Source organism: Sphingopyxis sp. RIFCSPHIGHO2_12_FULL_65_19 (assembly GCF_001830555.1).
GTDB lineage: Bacteria > Pseudomonadota > Alphaproteobacteria > Sphingomonadales > Sphingomonadaceae > Sphingopyxis.
The window spans coordinates 1-21419 of the sequence record NZ_MIAM01000037.1; the positions used below are offsets into that span (position 1 = coordinate 1).

Sequence of the window (21419 nt, forward strand, 5' to 3'; positions counted from 1 at the left end):
CGTCGCGAGGCAGGAAAAGCGCGAATTGACGAAGATGATCTGCCCGTCGCCGCCGAAGGCCAGCTCGTGCGTATCGACATAGCCGACGGTGTGCGCGGTTCGCGGCACCAGCGCCATGTCGAAGGCGTTGTTGGCGTAATGACCGGGGCGCAGCATGTTTTCCAGCCGCCATATCTGGAACATCGAACCGACCAGCAACCGCCCCCGATCATAACAAAGGCCGGTCGCGCGGGCATAATTTTGCTGATTGAACGACAATCGCATGTCGGGGCCAACCCCCGCGACGATCAGCTGGCCGGTCTGGTAGGAGGTAAAGGCGAGCGAGATTTGCTGCGCGAGCATCCAGTCGGCAAGGCCTGCTGATATCGCGATCGGCGCATCGCCGGGGTCGTGACCGGCCGGATCGGCGATCGCGGCGGCCAGTGCCGACAATTTTGGGTCCTGCACGCATCCTCCTCATCCGGTGGGCGATGATCCCATTAAAAGCAGGCTTCATCTCGTCGTCCGCGTCTACGTCAGCCCGCCGATGGCTGCAAAGCATTATGGAAAGCGTGATGTCGGCGGCGGCCGCCGCATCGGCGCCGCGCAGCGGGCGTTGCCGCGCCCGACGCCGAACGATTGAAACCGTCGGGGACAGTCGATAGGGCGGATAGATGGCAATCCGCCCCGGCCCCCATCCCATCCGTTTCGCGGCGCTCATCTGATGGCGCTTTCGTCGACGTCGCTGTTCGCGCTCGGCCTGTTCGCCGCGCTCTGGCTGCTGGCCGGATTATGGGCGGTTGGCCGCGGCATCGCGATGCAGCGGCGTTCGGCCTTTGTCGCCGGGCAGGCCGAACGGCTCGCCAGTCTGGTCGAGGCGTCGCCGCAGCTTCCCGTCATCGTCCGCGCCGACTGGCGGATCGAGGCGAGCGAGCGGCTTGGGCGCTGGCTGGGGCTCGAACGGGGACCGCGCAATTTCGACGAACTGCGCGGGCTTGGCAGCGGGCTCGACGCGCAGGGGCACGCCGCGCTGCGCCAGGCCATTCTCGGCGCCCAGCGCGGCGCCAAGCCCTTTGTGCTGAGCCTGAAGCCCGAGGCGAGCCATCGCACGATCATCGTCCATGGCGCCGCGGCGCCGCAGGCGGTCGGCGGCGCGGGCAGCGTGCTCCTGTGGCTCAGCGACGCGACCGACGGCCAGCAGGCGCTCGCGCTCGCGCGCAGCGAGCGGGACGAGGCGATGGCGGCGTTCGAGGCGCTGTCGGGGCTGATCGAGGCAGCGCCTTTCCCGATGTGGTTCCGCGACACCGATCTGAACCTCGCGCTCGTCAATCGCGCCTATGTCCGCGCGGTCGAGGCGAAAAGCGCGGTGGCCGTGATCGATGGCGGGATCGAATTGTGCGAAACGGTCGCGGGGGTGAGCGCCGCCGAAGCCGCTGACGAGGCGCGCATTGCCGGATCGGCGCAGCTTCGCACCATCCCGGTGACGATCGAGGGCGAGCGGCGGATCATGCGCGTCGTCGATGTGCCGCTCGCGCCCGAGGGCGGGCGGGTGATCGGCATCGCGGGCTATGCGATCGACATCCAGGAACTCGAAAGCGAGCGCGGCGCGCATCGCCGCTTTGCCGATACCCAGCGCGAACTGCTGGACCGGCTTTCCGCCGCGGTGGCACAATTCGGCCCCGACCAGGGGCTTGCCTTTGCCAACCTGCCTTTCCGGCGCCTGTTCGCGCTGGAAGCCGACGATGTCGCCGAGGCGCGGCCGTTCGCGCGGCTGCTCGACGCCTGGCGCGAGGGCGGACGCACCCCCGAAGTGCGCAACTATCCCGAATGGCGGCAGGGGCACGTCGACTGGTTCGCGCAGGCCGAAGCGAGCGAAGAGGATTGGCTGCTGCGCGACGGCACCCACCTCCACGTCGTTGCGCAGCCGACCCCCGATGGCGGGCTGCTGCTGATCGCCGAGGACAAGACCGAACAGGTGCAGCTGGCGGGCGCGCGCGACACGCTGCTGCGCGTGCGCACCGCGACCTTCGACAATCTGTTCGAGGCGGTGGCGGTGTTTGCCCCCGACGGGCGGCTGCATCTGTGGAACCAGCGTTTCCGCCGTCTGTGGGGGGTCGACGAGCCGACGCTGGCGGCGCATCCGCGCGTTGACGCGTTGATGGGCGGACTGGCCGACCGGCTGGCGAAACCCAACCAGATCAGCATCGTGCAGGAAGTGATTCGCGCGGCGACTTTGGAACGGCAACAGCGCGTCGGCGAGGTGCGCTTTGCCGACGGACGCCATTTCGATTTCGCGTCGATCCCGTTGCCCGACGGCAATGCGCTGCTGATCATGCTCGACATCACCGCGAGCCGGAAAATGGAAGGGGCGCTGCGCGAACGCAACGAGGCGCTGGAGGCGGCCGACAAGGCCAAGACCGCCTTCCTGTCGCGGATGAGCTATGAACTCCGCACGCCGCTGACCTCGATCGGCGGCTTTGGCGAGATGCTCCAGGCGGGCTATGCCGGCAAGCTCGCCGACCAGCAGCGCGCCTATATCGACGCGATCATGGATTCGGTCGGCGTTCTCGGCCGCCAGATCGACAATGTGCTCGACCTTGCGCAGGGTGAGGCCGGGACGCTCGTGGTCGAACGCGCGCCGGTCGCCATCGGTCCGCTGCTCGAAAGCGCGCTCGTCGATGCCAAGCCCTTTGCCGACGGCGAGAAGGTCGAACTGGTCGGCAATATCGCGGCGAACCTCGGCACGATCGAGGGCGATGCACCGCGGCTGTCGCGGCTTGTCGCAGGGCTGCTCGACAATGCCGTGCGCTTTACCGCGCCGTCGCGCAAATCGGGCGCGCGCGTGCTGCTCCACGCCGACGGCGATGCGCGGGGGATCGACATCATCGTGTCCGACAATGGCCCGGGAATGCCCGAAGCGGCGGCGGCGGTCGCCAGGGGGCAACAGGCCGGCACCGCCACCGGCGGCATCGGCCTGGCGCTCGCGCGCCAGCTCGTCGCGGCGCACGGCGGCACGATGGAAGTGGTCAGCGAGCCGGGACAGGGAACGCTCGTCCGGATCAGCCTGCCGCGCGGCGCATGACGGATTTTTCGCTGCATTATGATCTCGGCGAAGCCGACCGGATCGGCGCGGCGATCGGCGCGGCGCTGACGGCGGGCGATGTCGTGCTGCTTTCGGGCGGCCTGGGGGCGGGCAAGACGACGCTGGCGCGCGCGATGCTGAAGGCGCGCGGGCTGGCGGGCGAGGCGCCGAGCCCCACCTTCGCGATCGTCCAACCCTATGCGCCGCCAGAAGTCGACCTGCCGATCGCGCACGTCGATCTCTATCGCATCGACGACGCGGACGACCTGATCGAACTCGGCCTCGACGACTATCTTTACGACGGGGCGCTGCTGATCGAATGGCCCGAACGGCTGGGCAACGACGGCTGGCAGGACGCGCTGCTGCTCAGGATTTCGGGTGAGGGCGACGCGCGCGTCTTGACAGCATCGGTGCCGCCCGCTTGGGGAGCAAGATGGCCGCTCCGATGATTCCGCCCGCCCATGCCCCGGCTTTTCTCGCCGCGCATGGCTGGGGCGATGCCCAGATTTTGCCGCTTGCCGGCGACGCGTCGTTCCGCCGCTATTTTCGCGTCGTCGACGGCGCGCGGCAAGCGGTGCTGATGGACGCGCCGCCGCCGCACGAAGACCCGCGTCCGTTCATCGCGGTGGCCGAATATCTGTGCGAGCAGGGCCTCAACGCCCCGACGATCATCGCGCGTGATCTGGAGCGGGGGCTGCTGCTGATCGAGGATTTCGGCGACGTGCGATTGCGCGAAACCGTCGATGAAACGCTGCATGTCGAGGCGGATTATTACGCCGGACTGACTGACCTGTTGATCCATCTTCACGCGCGGCCGGCGATGGCGGGGCTGCCGGTGCACGGGCTCGAACAATGGCTCGACGAAGTGATGCTGTTCAGCGACTGGTATTGTCCGGCGCTGGAGATCGAGGTCGATCGCGATGCGTTCCGCGCCGCGTGGGAACGGGTGCTGGCGCCGGTGGAGGCCGACGGCCTGCCACGCGTTACGGTGCTGCGCGATTTCCACGCCGAAAATATCATGCTGGTGGGCGGCAGGGACGGGATCGCGCATTACGGCCTGCTCGATTTCCAGGACGCCCTGATCGGCCATCCGGCCTATGACCTTGCCTCGGTGCTCGAAGATGCGCGGCGCGACGTCAGCCCGGCGGTCGAAGCCGACATGCTGGCGCGTTACCAGCGGGCGACCGGACAGGATATCGACGCGGCCTATTGGGCGCTGGCGGCACAGCGAAACACGCGCATCCTGGGCGTTTTCGTCCGCCTGTGGAAACGCGACAACAAACCGCATTACCGTGCTTTCCAGCCGCGCATGTGGGGCCTGCTCGAACGCGACCTTTCGCATCCGGCGCTTGTCCCCGTCCGGCAATGGTTCGACGCCAATGTCCCCGCTGCCAAACGGGCGGAGGCATGGACGTGACGGGCAAGGCAGGCGTGCAAATCGAAAGCGCGATGGTGATGGCGGCGGGGCTGGGCAAAAGGATGCGCCCGCTGACCGCGACGCGGCCGAAGCCGCTGGTGCGCGTCGCGGGCAAGCCGCTGATCGATCACAGCCTCGACCGGATCGAAGCGGCGGGCATCGCGCATGTCGTCGTCAACGTCCATTATCTGGCCGACGCCTTGGAAGCGCATCTCGCGGCGCAGAAACGCCGTTTCAGCATTGCGATTTCGGACGAGCGCGACCTGTTGCTCGAAACGGGCGGCGGGATGGTCAAGGCGCTGCCGCAGCTTCGCGGCGACCCGATGCTGATCGTCAACAGCGACAATATCTGGACCGACGGACCGGAAGACAGCATCCGGCATCTCGCGCGGCACTGGGACGGCGACCGCATGGATGCGCTGCTGTTGCTGATCCGGCAGGCGAGCGCAACGGGCCACGGCGGCCGCGGCGATTTTCACATGGACCCCGCGGGACGCCTGTCGCGGCGCAAGCCTGGGCGGATCGCGCCCTTCGTCTATACCGGCGTCCAGCTCATATCGCCGCGCCTGCTCGACGATGCGCCCGCGGGCGCCTTTTCGACAAATATATTATGGGATCGCGCGATCGCGGCGGGGCGCCTGTATGGCCTGTCGCACATGGGGCAATGGTTCGACGTCGGCACGCCGGCGAGCATCGCGCCGACCGAAGCCGCACTGACGGATGGCTGACGCGAAACCGCGTGTCTTTTCGATCCCGGTCCACCGGGCCTTTGCCGACGCCCTCGCCGCCGGGCTGATCGACCGCTTTGCGGACGATGCGCTGGGGCTCGCCGAAGGGCTGGTGCTGCTGCCGAGCAATCGCGCGCGCAGCGCGGTGCAGGCGGCGTTCGTGCGGGCGGGCGGTGCGGGACTGCTCATGCCGCGGCTTGCGGTGATCGGCGATGCCGACCTGGATGAATCGGTGGCGCTGGCGCTCGATGCGATCGACGACGATCCCGTCCCGCCCGCGATCGAACCGTTGCGCCGCCGCCTGCTGCTCGCCGAACTGATCGAACGATATACGCCCGCCGACGAGCCGCCGATCATGGGGGCGGCCGCCTTTCAGCTTGCCGACGGGCTGGCGCGGGTGATCGACCAGCTTCGCTACGAAGAGATGACGGCGGCCGATCTGGTCGACCTCGACCTCGGCGCCTTTGCGGAGCATTGGCAAAACTCGCTGGCGCGCCTCCGCCTGCTCGTCGATCATTGGCCGGGCGTTCTTGCCAAGGCAGGCCGGATCGACCGGGCCGAGCGGCGCAATCGCCTGCTCGACCGGGTGGCCGCGGCATGGCGCGCCGCACCGCCGGGGCGTTTCATCGTCGCCGCGGGGATCACGACCGCGGCGCCGGCGATCGCCCGCCTGCTGCGTGTGGTCGCCGATATGGATCGCGGCATGGTTGTGCTGCCCGGCATCGATCAGGTCATGGCGGCCGAGGAGTGGGAGGCGCTGGGGCCGACACGGTCCGATCCTGAAAATCCCGCGCGGCCGCTGGAAACGCATCCCCAATATCACCTGAAGCTGCTGTTGGACCGCATGGGCGTGTCCCGCGACGAGGTGGCGGAATGGGACGCGGTGTCGCCGTTCGACGGGCCCGCCGCGCGCACGCCGTTCGTGTCGCTGCTCTTCGCGCCCGCCGATTACACCGCACAGTGGCAGGCGGCGGGCGACCTGGCGGCGGCGACGGCGGGGATTTCGGGCGCCGTGTTCGCCGACGACGGGCAAGAGGCGCAGGGGATCGCGCTGCTGATGCGCCACGCCGTCGAAACGCCGGGGCGCACCGCCGCGCTGGTCACCCCCGACCGCGGACTGGCCGAACGCGTTGCCGCGGCGCTCGCGCGCTGGGACATTTTGGTCGACGACAGTGCAGGCCAACCCTTGTCGAGGACGCCGCCGGGGGCGCTGATCCTGTTGCTCGCAAAGCTTGCGGCCGATTTCGACCCGGTCGCGCTGGTGTCGCTGCTCGGGCATCCGCTGGTGCGCAGGGGCGAGGGGCGGACGGCGTGGCTCGACCAGCTCCGCCGTCTCGACCTTGTCCTGCGCGATCCGGGCATGACGCCGGGATGGGATGGGGTCAGTGCGCGCATCGCGGCGCGCGTCGCCGATCCGAAGGCGCGGGGCCATGGGCGCGCAGTGGAATTGCAGCCGTGGTGGGATGCTGTGTCGGCGGCCTTGGGGGCGGCGCTCGCGCCGTTCGCGTCGCGTTCGGCGCCGCCCGCGGCCTTGTTGTCGGCGTTGCAGACGGGCGCCGAATGGCTGACCGGCGATGCCGTCTGGGCGGGACCGGCGGGGCGCGCGCTCGCCGAATTGTTCGACCAGTGGGCGCTGGCGCGGGGCGATGGCCCGGCGCTGGTCGATCCGTCCGATTTCCCCGACATGCTAAGGCAATTGCTCGGCGATGCGAGCGTGCGGCCGCCCTATGGCGGGCATCCGCGGCTGTTCAACTGGGGGTTGCTCGAGGCACGCTTGCAACGCGCCGACCTGATGATCTTGGGCGGGCTCGACGAGGGGCGCTGGCCCGCCGCGACGCAGCCCGATCCCTGGCTCGCGCCGGGCATCCGGCGACTGCTTGGCCTGCCCGCACCCGAACGCCAGCAGGGAATGGCGGCGCATGATTTCGCGAGCGCGCTCGCGGCGCGCGAGATCGTCGTGACGCGCGCGCAGCGGAGCAGTGGCGATCCGGCGGTCGCGTCGCGCTTCTGGTTGCGGCTCGCCGCGCTCGCGGGCGACCTGCCCGACCCGGCGCCGGGCGGTGCGGTGCTGACGCGGCTTGCCGCCGAACTCGATCTGCCCGCGGGGCGTCCCCAGCCGGCGGGGAAACCCGCGCCGCGGCCGCCCGCCAAGGATCGCCCGCGCCGGATCAGCGTGACCGCCGTGGACCGGCTCGCGCGCGATCCCTTTGCTTTTTACGCCAACCAGATGCTCGGCCTGTCGGCGCTCGATCCGCTCAGCGCTGCGCCCGATCCGCGCTGGCGCGGAACGCGCGTGCATAAATTGTTCGAGGATTGGGTGCGCGGCGGCGCGACGAAACCGGGTTTCGAGAGCGAACTTGCCGCGTTGCGCGACGACCCCGCGCTCGACGCTATCGCGCGGGCCTTCTGGTTGCCGCGCATCGAACCGGCGCTGCGCTGGGCCGCCGGTCGGGTGTGGGATGCGGACGACCGCCAGCCGATCGCAGTCGAGGTGCAGGGCGAGATTGCCGTCGACGGGGTGACACTGCACGGCAAGGCCGACCGGGTCGACCGCGATGCGGACGGGAAACTTGCGATCATCGACTATAAATCGGGCGGCGCGCCGAGTGCGAAGGCGGCGTTCGACAAGCTCGACAACCAGCTCGGCCTGCTCGGCTTGATCGCGCGCGAAGGCGGGATGAAGGGTATTGATGCGGCAACGGTCGGCGCGCTCGAATATTGGAGCCTGCGCCCCGATCGCCGCGCCGGCGGCGCGGGCAAGGTGTCGAACAGCTATGGACCGCGCAGCGACCTCAAAAGCGCCGACGCGGCCATTGACCATGCCGCCGACGCACTGGCGGACCTCGCGGCGCACTATCTGTTCGGCGACGCGCCGTTCGGGCCGGGCGATGGTGCGGGTTATGGCGATTACGACCAGCTGATGCGCCGCGACGAATGGTTCGGGCGCGGCGAGGAGGGCGCATGAACAATCCGTCCGGCCTCGCGACGCTCGACCCGCGGCAGGGGGCGGCCGCCGATCCCGAAAGCCATGTCTGGCTCGGTGCGTCGGCGGGGACGGGCAAGACGCAGGTGCTGTCGGCACGCGTGTTGCGGCTGATGCTCGACGGCGTGTCTCCGCAAGCGATCCTCTGCATCACCTTCACCAAGGCCGGCGCGGCCGAAATGGCGCATCGCATCCACGAACGGCTCGCGGCTTGGGTGCGGATGGACGACGGCGATTTGCGGCTCGACTTGCAGGCATTGGGCTTCGACCTGAACATGCTGGGTCACGATGTCGCGGTTCCCGCGCTTGTGAAGCGCGCGCGATCCTTGTTTGCCACCGTGATCGACAGCCCCGGCGGCGCGATCCGCGTCCAGACGATCCACAGTTTCTGCCAGACTTTGCTCGCGAGCTTTCCGCTCGAAGCCAAGCTGCTCCCCGGCTTTCGCGCGATCGAGGAGGATGAGGCGGGGGCGTTGCAGCGGCAGGTTTTGGGCGACCTGCTCGAACAGAGCGACGAGCGCGCGACGTTGCGCGACGCGGCGGCGATGCTGTCGCGGCGGCTGGGGCAAGACGCGGCGCTGGCCTTCCTGTCAAGCTGCGCCGCGGCGTTCGGTGGCCCGCACGCGGCCTTGCCGCCGTCGGCGCACGACCTGCGCGCGGCGTTCGACCTGCCGGGCGGCGATCCCGATATGTGGCTGGCGGGCGAAATAGCCGCAGGGGCGATCGCTGACGCCGACATCCGGGCGGTCGCGACGAGCGGCGCGGACTGGGGGACGAAGACCGGGCTGGCCTGTTCGGACGTGATGGTTGGCTGGTTGATCGCCGATGCTGCGGCGCGCGCCGCGATGCTCGGCGAACTGCTCGGTTGCTTCCTGACGGGCAAGGGCGAGCTGCGCGCCGATTTCGCGGGCGACAAGGGCAAGATGACCGATTGCGTCGACAGCGCGGTGCGGATCGTCGATGCCGCGCGGCACCTGGTCGCCACCGCTGCGGCGATGCGCGTTGCCGACGACCTGGCCGCGGCGTGGAAGCTCGGCAGTCGCTTTGCCGAGGGTTATGCGCTGGCGAAGCGCGAGCAGGGGCTCGCCGATTTCGACGATCTGATCACGCTGGCGGGATCGTTGCTGCGCGTCAGCAGCTTTGGCGAATGGGTGCGTTTCAAGCTCGACCAGCGCACCGACCATATCCTGGTCGACGAGGCGCAGGACACGAACATGCGCCAGTGGGGGATTGTCGAGGCGCTCGCGCGCGAATTTTTCGCGGGCGAAAGCGCCAAGGGTGACATGGTGCGGACGATTTTCGTCGTTGGCGACCGCAAGCAGGCGATCTTCGGCTTTCAGGGGACCGAACCGGCCGCCTTCGCCAAAGCAAAGGAGATATTCCGCCTTTACAGCGAGGGCCGCGACCGCCCGTTGCACCAGGTCGACCTGGTCAAAAATTATCGTTCGACCCCGGCGGTGCTGGGCGTCGTCGATGCGTGGCTCGCGGCCGGCGGGGCGGCCATGATGGGCCTTGAAGGCGACGAACCGCCGCATCAGCCGCATCGCGAGGCGCAGGCGGGACAGGTCGAACTGTGGCAGCCGCTGCCCGTCGGCAAGGCGCTCGATGCCGCTGCCGAGGACAGCGGCGACGACGAGGACAGCGCCGACGCGAGCGCGCCGGCGTCCGATCCTGCCTCGATGCGGCTCGCCAAGGCGATCGCGGGCGAGGTGCAGGACTGGATCGCGCACGGCAAGGATGGGCGGCCGGTGGCGCCGGGCGACATCATGATCCTCGTGCGCCGTCGCCGCGACCTTGCGGCACGGATCGTCGCGCGGTTGCAGGCTTTGCACGTGCCCGTCGCGGGTGTTGACCGTTTTGCCCTGACCCAGCCGCTTGGCGTGCAGGACCTGATCGCGGCGATGCGCTTTGCGGTGCAGCCGCTCGACGACCTCAACCTCGCCGCGCTGCTCGTCTCGCCGCTGATCGGCTGGACGCAGGACGAGCTTTATGCGCGCACCCATCAACGCGGGCGGGCGGCCGTTTGGGAGCATTTGCGCGCCACCGAAGGCGATGTCCCGGCGGCGACGATGGCGGCGCTCCGCGCGCTGCTCGGCGCGGCCGACTTCACCACGCCCTTCCGCTTTCTCGAAACCATCCTGTCGGGGCCGCTCGACGGACGGCGCAAGCTCTACGCGCGGCTGGGGCGCGAGGCGCGCGATCCGATCGACGAACTGCTCAACCAGGCGCTGGCCTTCGAGACGCGCGAGACGGTGTCGCTGCTCGGGTTCCTGACCGCGGTCGAAAGCAGCGGTGCCGACATCAAGCGCCAGACCGAAGCGCGCAGCGACGTCGTGCGGGTGATGACGGTCCATGGCTCGAAGGGATTGCAGGCGCCGATCGTGATCCTCGCCGACGCGACCGACGATCCCGTGTTCGGGCACCGTCCGTTCACCGTCGGGGTGGCGGCATGGGAAAAGCTCCCAATCTTCCCCCTCCCCCCCGACGAGAGGCACGGCACGCTGGCCGAGGCGTATCAGCGGGCGGCGGATGCGGCGTCGGAGGAGCATTGGCGGCTTTTCTATGTTGCGATGACCCGCGCCGAGGAAATTCTGGTCGTGGCTGGAATGACGAAAAAGGCCGACCGGACGATCCCGGTGGGAAGCTGGCACGCAGCGGCGGAGGGCGTGCTATCTGGCATGGGCGCCGAATGGGAAGCCGCCGGACCGCATTGGGGCCAGCGCCGCGTTCACCGCGCCAATAGCGTCAGATGGGCAAAGAAGGACAAGGCGACGAAACTTGCGGCGCCCGCGCCTATATTGCCCGGATGGGCGACGCGCGCCGCGCCAGAGGAGGCTCGCCCGCCGCGCCCGCTGGCGCCGTCGGCATTTGGCGCGGATGATGTCGCGGTGCCGCCACAGGGAACCGAACGTGCTAATGCGGTCGAGCGCGGGTTGCTGCTTCACGCTCTGTTCGAGCGGTTGCCCCCGGTTGCCCCAGAGCGCCGCCGCCAGGGCGCGCTGTGCTGGCTGGCGGTGCAGGTACCCGCGCTTGATGCGGCCACGCGCGAGGCGATGGTCGATGAGGTGCTCGCCATCGTCGACGATCCGGCGCAAGCCGCGCTGTTCGGCCCCGGCAGCTTGGCCGAAGTGCCGCTGTCGGCGGTGGTCGACGGGATGGTTGTCGCGGGCATCGTCGACCGGCTACGCGTCACCGACCATGCGGTGATGGTGGTCGATTACAAGACCGGGCGGCGCGTGCCCGTCGCGGCCGACGCGGTGGCGCCGGCTTATCTGCGGCAGATGGCGGCCTATCGCGACGCGCTGCGCGTGATATTCCCAGGTCGCCGCGTCGAGGCGGCACTCCTTTACACCGCTGGGCCCCGCTGGATTGTGCTCGGTGACGCGCTGCTCGATGCGCACAAGCCCGGCTTGCTCGCAACCAAGGCGAATTTGCCGGGTTCCACCCTTGAGCCGGACGCGCCGACGCCTTAGCTTGGGGTCAACAGAGTTTCAGGAGTTCAAACTATGGGTACGAAAGCCATTACCGACGCCAGCTTCCAGAACGACGTGCTCGACAGCGACACCCCCGTGCTGGTCGACTTCTGGGCCGAATGGTGTGGGCCGTGCAAGATGATCGGCCCTTCGCTCGAAGAGATTTCGGACGAACTCGCCGGTAAGGTCGTGATCGCCAAGATCAACATCGACGAAAATCCTGACGCGCCGGGCAAATATGGCGTGCGTGGCATTCCGACGATGATCCTGTTCAAGAATGGCGAGATCGCCGACACCAAGGTCGGTGCGGCGCCGAAGAGCGCGCTCAAGGGCTGGCTCGAAGGGGCTCTCTGACTTCTCCGTCGTCATCCCGGATTTGATCCGGGATGACGATGCTATTTGACGTCAGCTCCTATAATCGGCGTTAATGCTGATGTACCCATGGGTCAGGTCGCACGTCCACACGGTCGCGCGGCCATCGCCGAGGCCAAGGTCGGCGCCGATGCGAATTTCGAGGCCCTTTAGATGCGCGGCGACCGGCGCTTCGTCATAGCCGTCGACGGGAAGCCCGTCCTTCGCCACCCAATGGTCGCCGAAGCGGATCGCAAGGCGGTCGCGGTCGGCTGGCTCGCCGGCTTTGCCGACGGCCATAACGACGCGGCCCCAATTGGCGTCTTCACCCGCGATCGCAGTCTTCACCAGCGGCGAATTGGCGATAGCGAGCGCGACACGTTTGGCGCTGTCGTCGCTGTTCGCGCCCGTCACCTCGATCTCGATAAATTTCGATGCGCCTTCGCCGTCGCGCACGACTTGATGCGCGAGGTCGAGCGCGACGCTGCGAATAGCCGCGTAGAGCGCGTCGGCGCCCGGATCGTCGCGCGTGGTGATGACCGCGTTGCCCGCTTGCCCCGTCGCAAACAGCAGCACGGTGTCGCTGGTCGAGGTGTCGCTGTCGACGGTGATGCTGTTGAAGCTGCCGCCGGTCGCTTCGCTCAGCATCTCGTGCAACAGCGCGGGCGCGACCGCCGCATCGGTGAAGATATAGCCGAGCATCGTCGCCATGTCGGGGGCGATCATGCCCGATCCCTTGACGACCCCGGCGACGTGGACGGTCGTCCCGCCGACCACTGCACTGGCGGCCGATCCCTTGGCGAAAGTGTCGGTGGTGCCGATCGTTTCGGCGACGGCTTCCCACGAGCAGGGCGCGGCGGTGAGCGCGGCGTCGACCCCGGCGCGCGCCTTGTCCTTGGGAAGCGGCACGCCGATCACGCCGGTCGAGCTGACAAAGACTTCACCCGCGTCGCAGCCGAGGTGGTCCGCAACCTGTGCCATGATCTGTTCGACCGCTTCGCGGCCGCGATAGCCGGTAAAGGCATTGCTGTTGCCCGCGTTGACGATCAGCGCGCGGCCGGTGCCGCCCTTGACCTGTTCGCGGCCGAGCTCGACTTCGGACGAGCAGCAGACATTGCGCGTGAAGACGCCTGCAACCGTCGTGCCGGGGGTCAGCTCGACATAAGTGAGGTCGCAGCGGTCCCAATCCTTGTATTGCGCGCGCGCGACACGGCGCGTCACCCCGGCAATGTCGGGGAGGGCGGGGAAGGCGGAGGGGGCGAGGGGCGAGCGCATGGTCATGGGGGTGCGCATAATCGCAGTTCGTCCAAATCAAAACCCCTCCCGTCTACGGGAAGGGAGATGATTCCCCCTGTCGCGCAGCAATGGGGAGGTAGCAGCGGCGCAGCCGCTGACGGAGGAGCTGTGACGCCCGCCCGTCCACTACTCGCTTCGCGAGCGGTCCTCCTCCCCACGGCTTCGCCGCAGGGAGGATTTACGATTTACGCCGGAATACCGCTGATCGACTTCACTTCCATGAAATCCTTGAGGCCAAACACGCCGCCTTCTCGGCCGTTACCCGACGCCTTGTAACCGCCGAACGCCGCGCCCGGGCCGGGCCCCCAAGCGTTGACTGCGACCATGCCCGCACGCAGCTTCGGCGCCACGTCAGCCGCCTTGGCGGGGTCGCCCGAGATCACTGCCGACAGGCCATATTCGGTATCATTGGCGATATCGACGGCTTCGTCGAGGTCGCTATAGGCCATGATCGTCGCGACGGGACCAAAGATTTCTTCGTTTGCGATCCGCATGTCGCGCGTGACGCCGGAGAAAACGGTCGGCTTGATATAATAGCCGCGGTTGACGTTGGAGGGCAGACCGGTGCCGCCGGTTTCGAGCGTCGCGCCCTCGTCGATCGCCGACTGGATCAGGCCCTGGATCTTGTCGAACTGCGCCTTGTTGACGACGGGGCCGATGTGGCCGCCTTCGGCCTGCGGGTCGCCGACCTGCGTTCCGTCGAACATCGCCTTGATGACGCCGACGGCTTCGGCCTCGCGCTCTTTTTGGACGAGGATGCGGGTCGGGGCGATGCAGCTTTGCCCCGTATTGACGAGCACGCCCTGTACCGTCGGCGGCAGCACCGCGGCGAAATCGGCGTCGGGCAGGACGATGTTCGGCGACTTGCCGCCCAGCTCCTGGTGGACGCGCTTGACGGTGTCGGCGGCCGCTTTGGCAACCAGGATGCCCGCGCGGGTCGATCCGGTGAAGCTGACCATTTCAATGCCGGGGTGCGCGCTGATCGCGTTGCCGACGGTCGGGCCGTCACCCTGCACCAGGTTAAACACGCCCGGCGGCACACCCGCAGCGTCGAGAATCTCGGCGAAGATCACGGCGTTGCCGGGGCATTCTTCGGACGGCTTCAGGATCATGGTATTGCCAGCGGCGAGCGCCGGGGCGACCTTCAGCGCGATCTGGTTGAGCGGCCAGTTCCACGGCGTGATCATGCCGACAACGCCGATCGGTTCGTAGGCGATCACGCCCGCAGCATATTTTTCGGTGAAGCTGAAATCCTTGAGCGCAGCGATCGTGCCAAGGAAGCCGCCGATGCCGGCGCCGACCTGTGCGGTGCCCGCAAAGCTGACCGGCGCGCCCATTTCGCTCGCCATCGATTTGGCGAGGTCGGGCGCGCGCTTCTTATATTCCTCGACGATGCGGTTCAAAAGGTCGAGACGTTCCTCGCGCGTCGTCTGCGAAAAGCTCTTGAAGGCTTCTTTCGCCGCAGCAACGGCGTCGTCGACGTCGGCCGCGGTGCCGAGCACAACGGTGGAGGCCGCTTCTTCGGTTGCAGGGTTGATGACGTCGTGGAGCTTGCCGCCCTTGCTGTCGACCCATCGGCCGCCGATGTAATTCTGCTTGAGGTGCGTCTCGGTGCTCATGTCTTGTCTCCCATCGGCGGTGAATCCGTCTTGGATTGCTACCTAATCACTGTGGCGGACGAATCAAGCAAAGGCCAACTGCCAATTGCGACAGCTCAACGCTTTTCAGCGGAAAGTCGTGACATCAATATGGCAGCACGCGTCGCCTGGCGTACGATACTGGGGATATCGACCGTCTCTTCGGGACCGTGATCGCCCGTCGAATAAGGGCCAAGCCCGGCCAGGCTATCGACGTGCGGTGCGACGAAGCTGATGTCGGCGGCGCCGCGCTTGAGCGGATCGAGTGCGGCCATTTCGGCGAGGTCAAGGTCGCGGTTGACCGCGTTGAGCCGCGTCAGCAGCGCGCGGTTGCCATCGGTCGGCGCCATCGCCGGATATCCGCCGGGGTCGAAGACGAGGGTCGCGCCGGTGCCGGGGGCATGGTCGGCGACGATCGCCGCCATCTTGTCTTTCACCCGCGCCGCCTGTTCGGCCGACAGCGTGCGCAGGTCGCCGCGTGCGATCGCGCTCGCGGCTATGATATTGGTTTTGCCGTTCGCGCTCGCCCGAATCTTGCCGGCGTCGAGCGACAGCTGTTCGCCCCCCGCGACCAGCCCGACGTTGAAGGTCAGGTTCGGCTCGGGCAGTTCGGTGCGAAAGCGGTGAATGATGCGCGCGAGCTCATAGATCGCGCCGTCGCCAGCGTTGGCGCTGAAGATGCCCGAGCTGTGGCCGGTCTTGCCGGTCGCGGTGACCTGCCAACTTTCGGACGATCGCCGCGCGATCGAACTCATGTCGGCGCCGCCATCGCGGACCAGACCCTCGAAATCGAGCGCGACGTCGGCGCGATGGCCCGCCGCGATCAGGTCGGCGCGCGCTTTTTCGGCGGGATCGCCCGTATCTTCCTCGTCGCCGGTCATATGAAATTCGATGTTCGCGTCCTTCAGTGTGTCGGCCTGGTGCATCGCGCGCAGTGCCGCGACGACCACGACCATCCCGCCCTTGTCATCGCCGACGCCCGGCCCCTTTGCCTTGTCGCCGATGCGTTCAAAGCGCTGGAACGGCGAGTCGGGCTCGAACACCGTGTCGAGGTGCGCGATGAGCAGCAGGCGCTTGGTGTCCGCCTTGCCAACATGCGTCGCGATCAGATGGCCGGCGCGGCCGGTGTCGCGCATCGGCTTCCACGTCACGGTAAAGCCCAGCGGCTCCAGCTCGGCGCGCATCATCGCCCCGACCTCTTCGACGCCCTCCAGATTGAGCGAGCCGCTGTTCTGGTTCACAAGCTTTTCGAGCAGCGCGAGGCTGCGATCCTGTTCGGCCTCGACCGTTTTTGCCATGCCGCTTTCGCTCTTTGACAGCTTTGCCGCGGCGGTGGGGGCAAGCGCCAGTTGGAGGGCGGCAAGGGCGATGAACGGCAATAATTTCATGGAGCGACTCCTCTGGATGTCCGCCTTGTGACGCGTCGCTCCGTCGGCCGCAAGCGGTCAGCCGGGGCGGACCATGAAGATGTCGCCGCCAATGTCGACGAGAAAGAGATTGCCCGCGCTATCTTCGCCGAACGACGCGACTGAACCGATCGTGCCCGCATCGGGGACAAAATCCTCGTTCCTCCGCGCGAAGCGCGAAGAGGCGAGCGTCTGGCCTGGCACGAGGCTGGAAAATGGCACCGACCAGATGTTGTTCGATATAAAGTCAGCGAAGACATATTGCCCCTGCAACGGCGCAACCGGACCACGATAGACGTAGCCGCCGGTGATCGAATTGCCCTGCCGTGGACCGCTGCCATGCCCATATTCGGCCACCGGGTCGGTCAGGCCGCCGGGCGCAGTCCCGTTATAGGGCTGCGTCCCTTCCTTGAAGCGCCAGCCGAAATTGACGCCGGGCTGCGTCGTCGTGAGCATGTCGACCTCTTCGACCGCGCCCTCGCCGACATCGCCGATGATCAGGGTCGCGCCGTTGAACGATGCGCGGAACGGATTGCGCAAGCCTGTTGCATAGACCCACGGATCGCCTCCGCCGCCCAGGAAGGGGTTGCCCGGCGCAGGCGCATAGGCGCTGCCGTTTGGTCCTACGGTAAAGCGCAGGATCTTGCCAAGGCGGAGATCGCTGTTCTGCGCATTGTTGTTCGGGTCGCCGCCCCCACCCCCGTCACCGACGCCGACATAGACGAGGCCGTCGGGACCGAAGCCGATCCAGCCGCCATTGTGGTTGTCGGCGCCGGGATGCGGGATGCCGACCACCAGGTCATAGCTGGTCGAGCTGTTTGGCTGGCCGAGCGTGTAGCGACGGACCTGGACCGTCCCGTCGGGGGCCGTCGCGACGGCGAGCAGCCGCTGCGACGACGCATGGTCGGGATAGGCCGCCAGTCCGAGCAGCCCGCGTTCGCCGCTGGTCGAGATGTCGGTAATGTCGAGCACGAGCGTGCGGGTGCCGTTGGCGGGATCGAAGCGATAGACATTGCCGCCCTTCTCGACGACGAAGACGCGGCTGTCGCCGGGGATCGGGGCGACATAGAGCGGCTGGTCGAAGCCGGTGCCGACGCGCACGACGGCGATGCCTTCGCGGCTGTTGGTGACGGTGATGTTGACCGCCTGTGCCGCGCTGGCCTGTCCATCGCTGACGCGGAGCCGGACGGCATAGACATTGTCGCCATTCGCGTCGCCGGGCAGGTCGTAGTCGGGCGCGGCGTTGAAGCGCAGCGCGCCCGCCGAAGTGATCGAGAATAGCGCGGCGTCGGCGCCGCCGTCGATCGCAAAGGTCAGCGTGTCGCCGTTGGGATCGCTCGCGGTCGCCTGATAGGCGGCAGCGGTATTTTCGTCGATGCTCGCGGTTTGCGGCGAGGTGAAGCCGGGCGGGGCATTGGCCGCAGGCGGGGTGCCGCCGTCACTGGCGCCTCCGCCGCTGCAAGAGGTGAGAAAGAAGGGCGTCAGGGCAATAAGCACGCGCATCCGCATCGCAACAGCCTTTCGCGATCAAGCCCACCCCCGCGGATAAACTGCCATCATGCGATCGGCACGGCAACCCCGCCGGTTTACCACGTCGGGTCCGTGAAACGGCGCGTCAGCCGGGCTCCTTCACCTCATCAAAATCATTGAGCTTGTCGAGCGCCCGACGGGCCACGTTCCGGAGTGCGAAGCGGTTCACCGCGAGCCCCTTCGCGTCATCGCCGGTCAGTTCGTCGATGGTAAAGGCGACACGCGTACGATCAGGCGCCAGGTCCTCGAAGGTGAATTTCAGCCCGGTGGCGAGCGCGCCGTCATCGACGCTATAGATCAGGTGCGCCTCACGCGGGATCTCCATCGCAACCGCGATCTTGACCTTATAGGCGTCGGGCCGCTCCTTTGGGATCAACTGCGCAAATTCGGGATCGCCCTTTTCGGCGACGAGTTCGTAGAGCCGCGTCGATCCGCCATTGGTCACGAGGGGCAGGCCGGAAAAGGCGCTGCCGTCGCCGAACATTTTCGCGAACACCTCTTCGCGCGGCGCGGCGACAGTTCGTGTCTGGTTTGCCAGTTCGGCCACCTTGCCGCAGCCGGTGGCGAGCAGAATCGCCAGCACCGGAATGATCATGCGCAGCATCGATAATCCCCCACAAGAAAGCGGGATTTGGCTTAACATTCACGCCTTACCAAAGCGTAATCGTCGCGACGACGACCATTCATGTGTCAAGAATGTTTGACAGCCTACGGTGTCGCCTGTAAAGACTTCTTTACAGAAAGGGTCGGCGTTGGAAAATCGGGTTCGCGAATATCGGGAGGGCGCGGGTTGGAGTCAGGGCGAGCTGGCCCGGCGCCTCGGCGTTTCGCGCCAGACGATCAACGCGGTCGAAACCGACAAATATGACCCCAGTCTGCCGCTTGCGCTGCGCATGGCCCGCCTGTTCGGGCTCGAAGTGCGCGAGTTGTTCGTCGACCATTGGATCCCGGAGAATTGACATGACGACGCAAGTTCGCGCTTTGACGTGGCGCAAAATGGCGCTTCAGGCGTTGGTCGGTGCCCTTGCCGGCGCTGGCGGTATGCTGGCCGCCATGCAATTGCTTGAAGGCGAAGCGCTCGGCTGGCGGCCGCCGCAGATCATATTGGCGGGGGTCGGGATGATCTATCTGCTCATGGGCCTGTTCGTCGGACTCGGCATCGCCGTTCCGGCCCGAATCGGACAGCGCCTATTGAACGTCGCCGATGCGGAAGAAATCGTCGAGGAGCGCGCGAGCATGGGCGGCAGCGCGCTGACGTGCATCGCGATCGGCGCGACACTTGCGCTCCTCGCCTATAGTACGGTCGATGGCGCAAATGCGCCCGTAACAACGGCAACCGCGTTCTGGATCATGCTGACCCTGCTCGTGGCAGGCACGCTGGTCTCAATCGCGCTGTGGCGTGGATTCGACGAATTGTGGCGGCAACTCACGATCGATGCGTCGGCGATCGCGGGCAATATTCTGCTCAGCGTCTGCGTGATCTGGGGCGGGGCCGCTGCGGCCGGTCTGGCCGCGGCACCGCATCCACTCCACCTCATATCGCTTGCCTTTGGGTCTTTTCTGCTCGCGACCTTCATCGCCGCGGGACGCCGTGGGATGATGACGCCGCAATAGAAGCTTTGCGAAACGGGCGACAGGAAAAGGGCGCCCGGTTCCCCCGAACCGGACGCCCTTTCCTTCGCGTCGCTGATCGGGTCGATCAGGCGCTGTAGTACATGTCGAATTCGACCGGGCTGGGGGTCTGTTCAAACCGATAGACCTCGTCCCACTTCAACTCGACATAGGCTTCGATCTGATCCTTGGAGAAGACGTCGCCCTTCAGCAGGAAGTCATGGTCGGCCATCAGGCTGTCGAGCGCTTCGCGCAAGCTGCCGCACACGGTCGGGACTTCGCTCAGTTCTTCGGGCGGCAGGTCGTACAGATTCTTGTCCATCGCGTCGCCGGGGTGGATCTTGTTCTGAATGCCGTCGAGCCCTGCCATCAGCAGCGCCGAATAGCAGAGATAGGGGTTCGCCATCGCGTCGGGGAAACGGAACTCGACGCGCTTCGATTTGGCACCCGCGCCATAAGGAATGCGGCACGATGCCGAACGGTTACGCGACGAGTAAGCGAGCAGCACCGGCGCTTCAAAGCCCGGGACGAGGCGCTTGTAGCTGTTCGTCGTGGGGTTGGTGAAGGCGTTCAGCGCCTTGGCGTGCTTCACCACGCCGCCGATGAAATAAAGGCACATGTCGCTGAGACCCGCGTAGCCGTTCCCGGCGAAAAGCGGCTTGCCCTTTTCCCAGATCGAGATGTGCGTGTGCATGCCGCTGCCGTTATCGTCCTTGATTGGCTTCGGCATGAAGGTTGCGGTCTTGCCATAGGCATGCGCGACCTGGTGCACGACATATTTGTAGATCTGCATGCGGTCGGCGGTTTCGGTCAGCGTGCCGAAGGTCAGGCCAAGCTCATGCTGGGCGGCGGCGACTTCATGGTGATGCTTGTCGCAGGGCAGGCCCATTTCGAGCATCGTCGAGACCATCTCGGCACGGATGTCGACGGCGCTGTCGACCGGCGCGACGGGGAAATAGCCGCCCTTGGCGCGCGGACGGTGCGCCAGGTTGCCGCCTTCGTAAGCGCGGCCGGTGTTGGTCGGCAGTTCGATATCGTCGATCTCGAAACCCGACTTGTTGTAGCCGGTTTCAAACCGGACATCGTCGAACATGAAAAATTCGGCTTCGGGGCCGACATAGACGGTGTCGCCGATGCCGGTCGAGGCGACATAGGCCTCGGCGCGCTTGGCGGTCGTGCGCGGATCGCGTGCATAGCCTTCGCCGGTCGACGGCTCGACGATGTCGCAGAAGATCACGAGCATCGGCGTCGCCGAGAAGGGATCGTCATAAACGGCGTCGAGGTCGGGCTTGAGGATCATGTCGCTCTCGTTGATCGCTTTCCAGCCTTCGATCGACGAACCGTCGAACATCAGACCGTCTTCGAGTTCATCCTCGCCGAGGACGGATGCGACCATGGTCAAATGCTGCCACTTGCCCTTGGGGTCGGTGAAGCGCAGGTCGACCCACTCGATGTCGTTTTCCTTGATCCGTGCGATGATATCCTTGGGCTTCGTAGCCATGGTCTGAACTTCCTTCTTGCGATGATGACCGGCTCGGCCGGTTTAGTTGAACAGGTTGGGGAGCGGATATTTTAGAGCGCGTCTTCGTTGCGCTCGCCGGTGCGGATGCGCAGCGCGGTTTCGACCGGGATCACGAAAATCTTGCCGTCGCCGATGCGGCCGGTTTGAGCGGCGGCGGCAATCGCCTCCACAACGCGTTCGGCCATCGAATCCTCGACGATGACCTCCAGCTTCACCTTCGGCAGAAAGTCGACGACATATTCGGCACCGCGATACAGTTCGGTGTGGCCTTTTTGCCGGCCGAAGCCCTTGGCCTCGGTCACGGTGATGCCGCTGACTCCCACTTCGTGCAGCGCTTCCTTGACCTCGTCGAGCTTGAACGGCTTGATGATCGCCTCAATCTTCTTCACGCTTTTCGTCCCCCT

17 protein-coding genes are annotated in these 21419 nt (G+C 66.7%); 9 read left to right on the forward strand and 8 right to left on the reverse strand.

Going from position 1 to position 21419, the window contains the following annotated elements; genetic code table 11:
* Positions 1–447: DUF4915 domain-containing protein (locus A3E77_RS11225; RefSeq protein WP_293645908.1), on the reverse strand; the 447-nt coding region annotated here is incomplete at its 3' end.
* A gap of 256 nt (positions 448–703) precedes the next feature.
* Between A3E77_RS11225 and A3E77_RS11230 the strand changes: the two genes are divergently transcribed.
* The 7 genes from A3E77_RS11230 to trxA are packed head-to-tail and all read left to right on the forward strand — an operon-like array spanning position 704 to position 12016.
* A complete protein-coding gene (locus A3E77_RS11230) occupies positions 704–3061 on the forward strand; it encodes a PAS domain-containing sensor histidine kinase (RefSeq protein ID WP_293645910.1) in 2358 nt (785 codons plus the stop codon).
* Positions 3058–3510 carry a tRNA (adenosine(37)-N6)-threonylcarbamoyltransferase complex ATPase subunit type 1 TsaE gene (gene tsaE, locus A3E77_RS11235; RefSeq protein ID WP_293645912.1) on the forward strand — a complete coding sequence of 151 codons (453 nt, stop codon included), beginning with the start codon at positions 3058–3060 and terminating at the stop codon, positions 3508–3510. The genes A3E77_RS11230 and tsaE overlap by 4 nt, the downstream gene beginning before the upstream one ends.
* The gene (locus A3E77_RS11240; protein WP_293645936.1) at positions 3507–4478 is read left to right on the forward strand and encodes an aminoglycoside phosphotransferase family protein; all 972 of its coding nucleotides are present in this window, start codon (positions 3507–3509) and stop codon (positions 4476–4478) included. Before tsaE ends, A3E77_RS11240 begins: the two co-directional genes overlap by 4 nt.
* Positions 4469–5206: a nucleotidyltransferase family protein gene (locus A3E77_RS11245; protein ID WP_458574441.1), complete on the forward strand. Its 738-nt coding sequence runs from the start codon at positions 4469–4471 to the stop codon at positions 5204–5206. Before A3E77_RS11240 ends, A3E77_RS11245 begins: the two co-directional genes overlap by 10 nt.
* Positions 5199–8171, forward strand: a complete 2973-nt coding sequence (gene addB, locus A3E77_RS11250; RefSeq protein WP_293645914.1) for a double-strand break repair protein AddB — start codon at positions 5199–5201, stop codon at positions 8169–8171. The genes A3E77_RS11245 and addB overlap by 8 nt, the downstream gene beginning before the upstream one ends.
* Complete coding sequence (gene addA, locus A3E77_RS11255) at positions 8168–11662, forward strand: double-strand break repair helicase AddA (protein ID WP_293645916.1); 3495 nt, start codon at positions 8168–8170, stop codon at positions 11660–11662. Before addB ends, addA begins: the two co-directional genes overlap by 4 nt.
* A gap of 33 nt (positions 11663–11695) precedes the next feature.
* On the forward strand, positions 11696–12016 hold the full coding sequence (gene trxA, locus A3E77_RS11260; RefSeq protein ID WP_293645918.1) for a thioredoxin TrxA: 321 nt from the start codon (positions 11696–11698) through the stop codon (positions 12014–12016).
* Between the two features lie 51 nt (positions 12017–12067).
* On the opposite strand, the gene argJ is transcribed toward trxA, so the two are convergent.
* The 5 genes from argJ to A3E77_RS11285 form a co-directional block, all read right to left on the reverse strand.
* The gene (gene argJ, locus A3E77_RS11265; RefSeq protein WP_293645920.1) at positions 12068–13294 is read right to left on the reverse strand and encodes a bifunctional glutamate N-acetyltransferase/amino-acid acetyltransferase ArgJ; all 1227 of its coding nucleotides are present in this window, start codon (positions 13292–13294) and stop codon (positions 12068–12070) included.
* Between the two features lie 200 nt (positions 13295–13494).
* The gene (locus A3E77_RS11270) at positions 13495–14928 is read right to left on the reverse strand and encodes an aldehyde dehydrogenase family protein (protein WP_293645922.1); all 1434 of its coding nucleotides are present in this window, start codon (positions 14926–14928) and stop codon (positions 13495–13497) included.
* Between the two features lie 95 nt (positions 14929–15023).
* The gene (locus A3E77_RS11275) at positions 15024–16334 is read right to left on the reverse strand and encodes a M20/M25/M40 family metallo-hydrolase (protein ID WP_293645924.1); all 1311 of its coding nucleotides are present in this window, start codon (positions 16332–16334) and stop codon (positions 15024–15026) included.
* Positions 16335–16391: 57 nt separating this feature from the next.
* A complete protein-coding gene (locus A3E77_RS11280) occupies positions 16392–17855 on the reverse strand; it encodes a PQQ-dependent sugar dehydrogenase (RefSeq protein ID WP_293645926.1) in 1464 nt (487 codons plus the stop codon).
* Between the two features lie 112 nt (positions 17856–17967).
* Positions 17968–18486, reverse strand: coding sequence for a hypothetical protein (locus A3E77_RS11285; protein ID WP_293645928.1), 519 nt, complete (start codon positions 18484–18486; stop codon positions 17968–17970).
* 148 nt (positions 18487–18634) lie between these two features.
* Here A3E77_RS11285 and A3E77_RS11290 point away from each other — a divergent pair, with 148 nt between their 5' ends.
* Together A3E77_RS11290 and A3E77_RS11295 are read left to right on the forward strand one after the other, a co-directional pair.
* Positions 18635–18841, forward strand: a complete 207-nt coding sequence (locus A3E77_RS11290; protein ID WP_293645930.1) for a helix-turn-helix transcriptional regulator — start codon at positions 18635–18637, stop codon at positions 18839–18841.
* Between the two features lies 1 nt (position 18842).
* Positions 18843–19496 (forward strand): hypothetical protein, encoded by a 654-nt coding sequence (locus tag A3E77_RS11295; RefSeq protein ID WP_293645932.1) that lies wholly within the window; start codon positions 18843–18845, stop codon positions 19494–19496.
* 85 nt (positions 19497–19581) lie between these two features.
* On the opposite strand, the gene glnA is transcribed toward A3E77_RS11295, so the two are convergent.
* Together glnA and A3E77_RS11305 are read right to left on the reverse strand one after the other, a co-directional pair.
* Positions 19582–20994 (reverse strand): type I glutamate--ammonia ligase, encoded by a 1413-nt coding sequence (gene glnA / locus A3E77_RS11300; RefSeq protein ID WP_293645934.1) that lies wholly within the window; start codon positions 20992–20994, stop codon positions 19582–19584.
* 71 nt (positions 20995–21065) lie between these two features.
* The gene (locus tag A3E77_RS11305) at positions 21066–21404 is read right to left on the reverse strand and encodes a P-II family nitrogen regulator (protein WP_037518110.1); all 339 of its coding nucleotides are present in this window, start codon (positions 21402–21404) and stop codon (positions 21066–21068) included.
* Between the last annotated feature and the right edge of the window lie 15 nt (positions 21405–21419).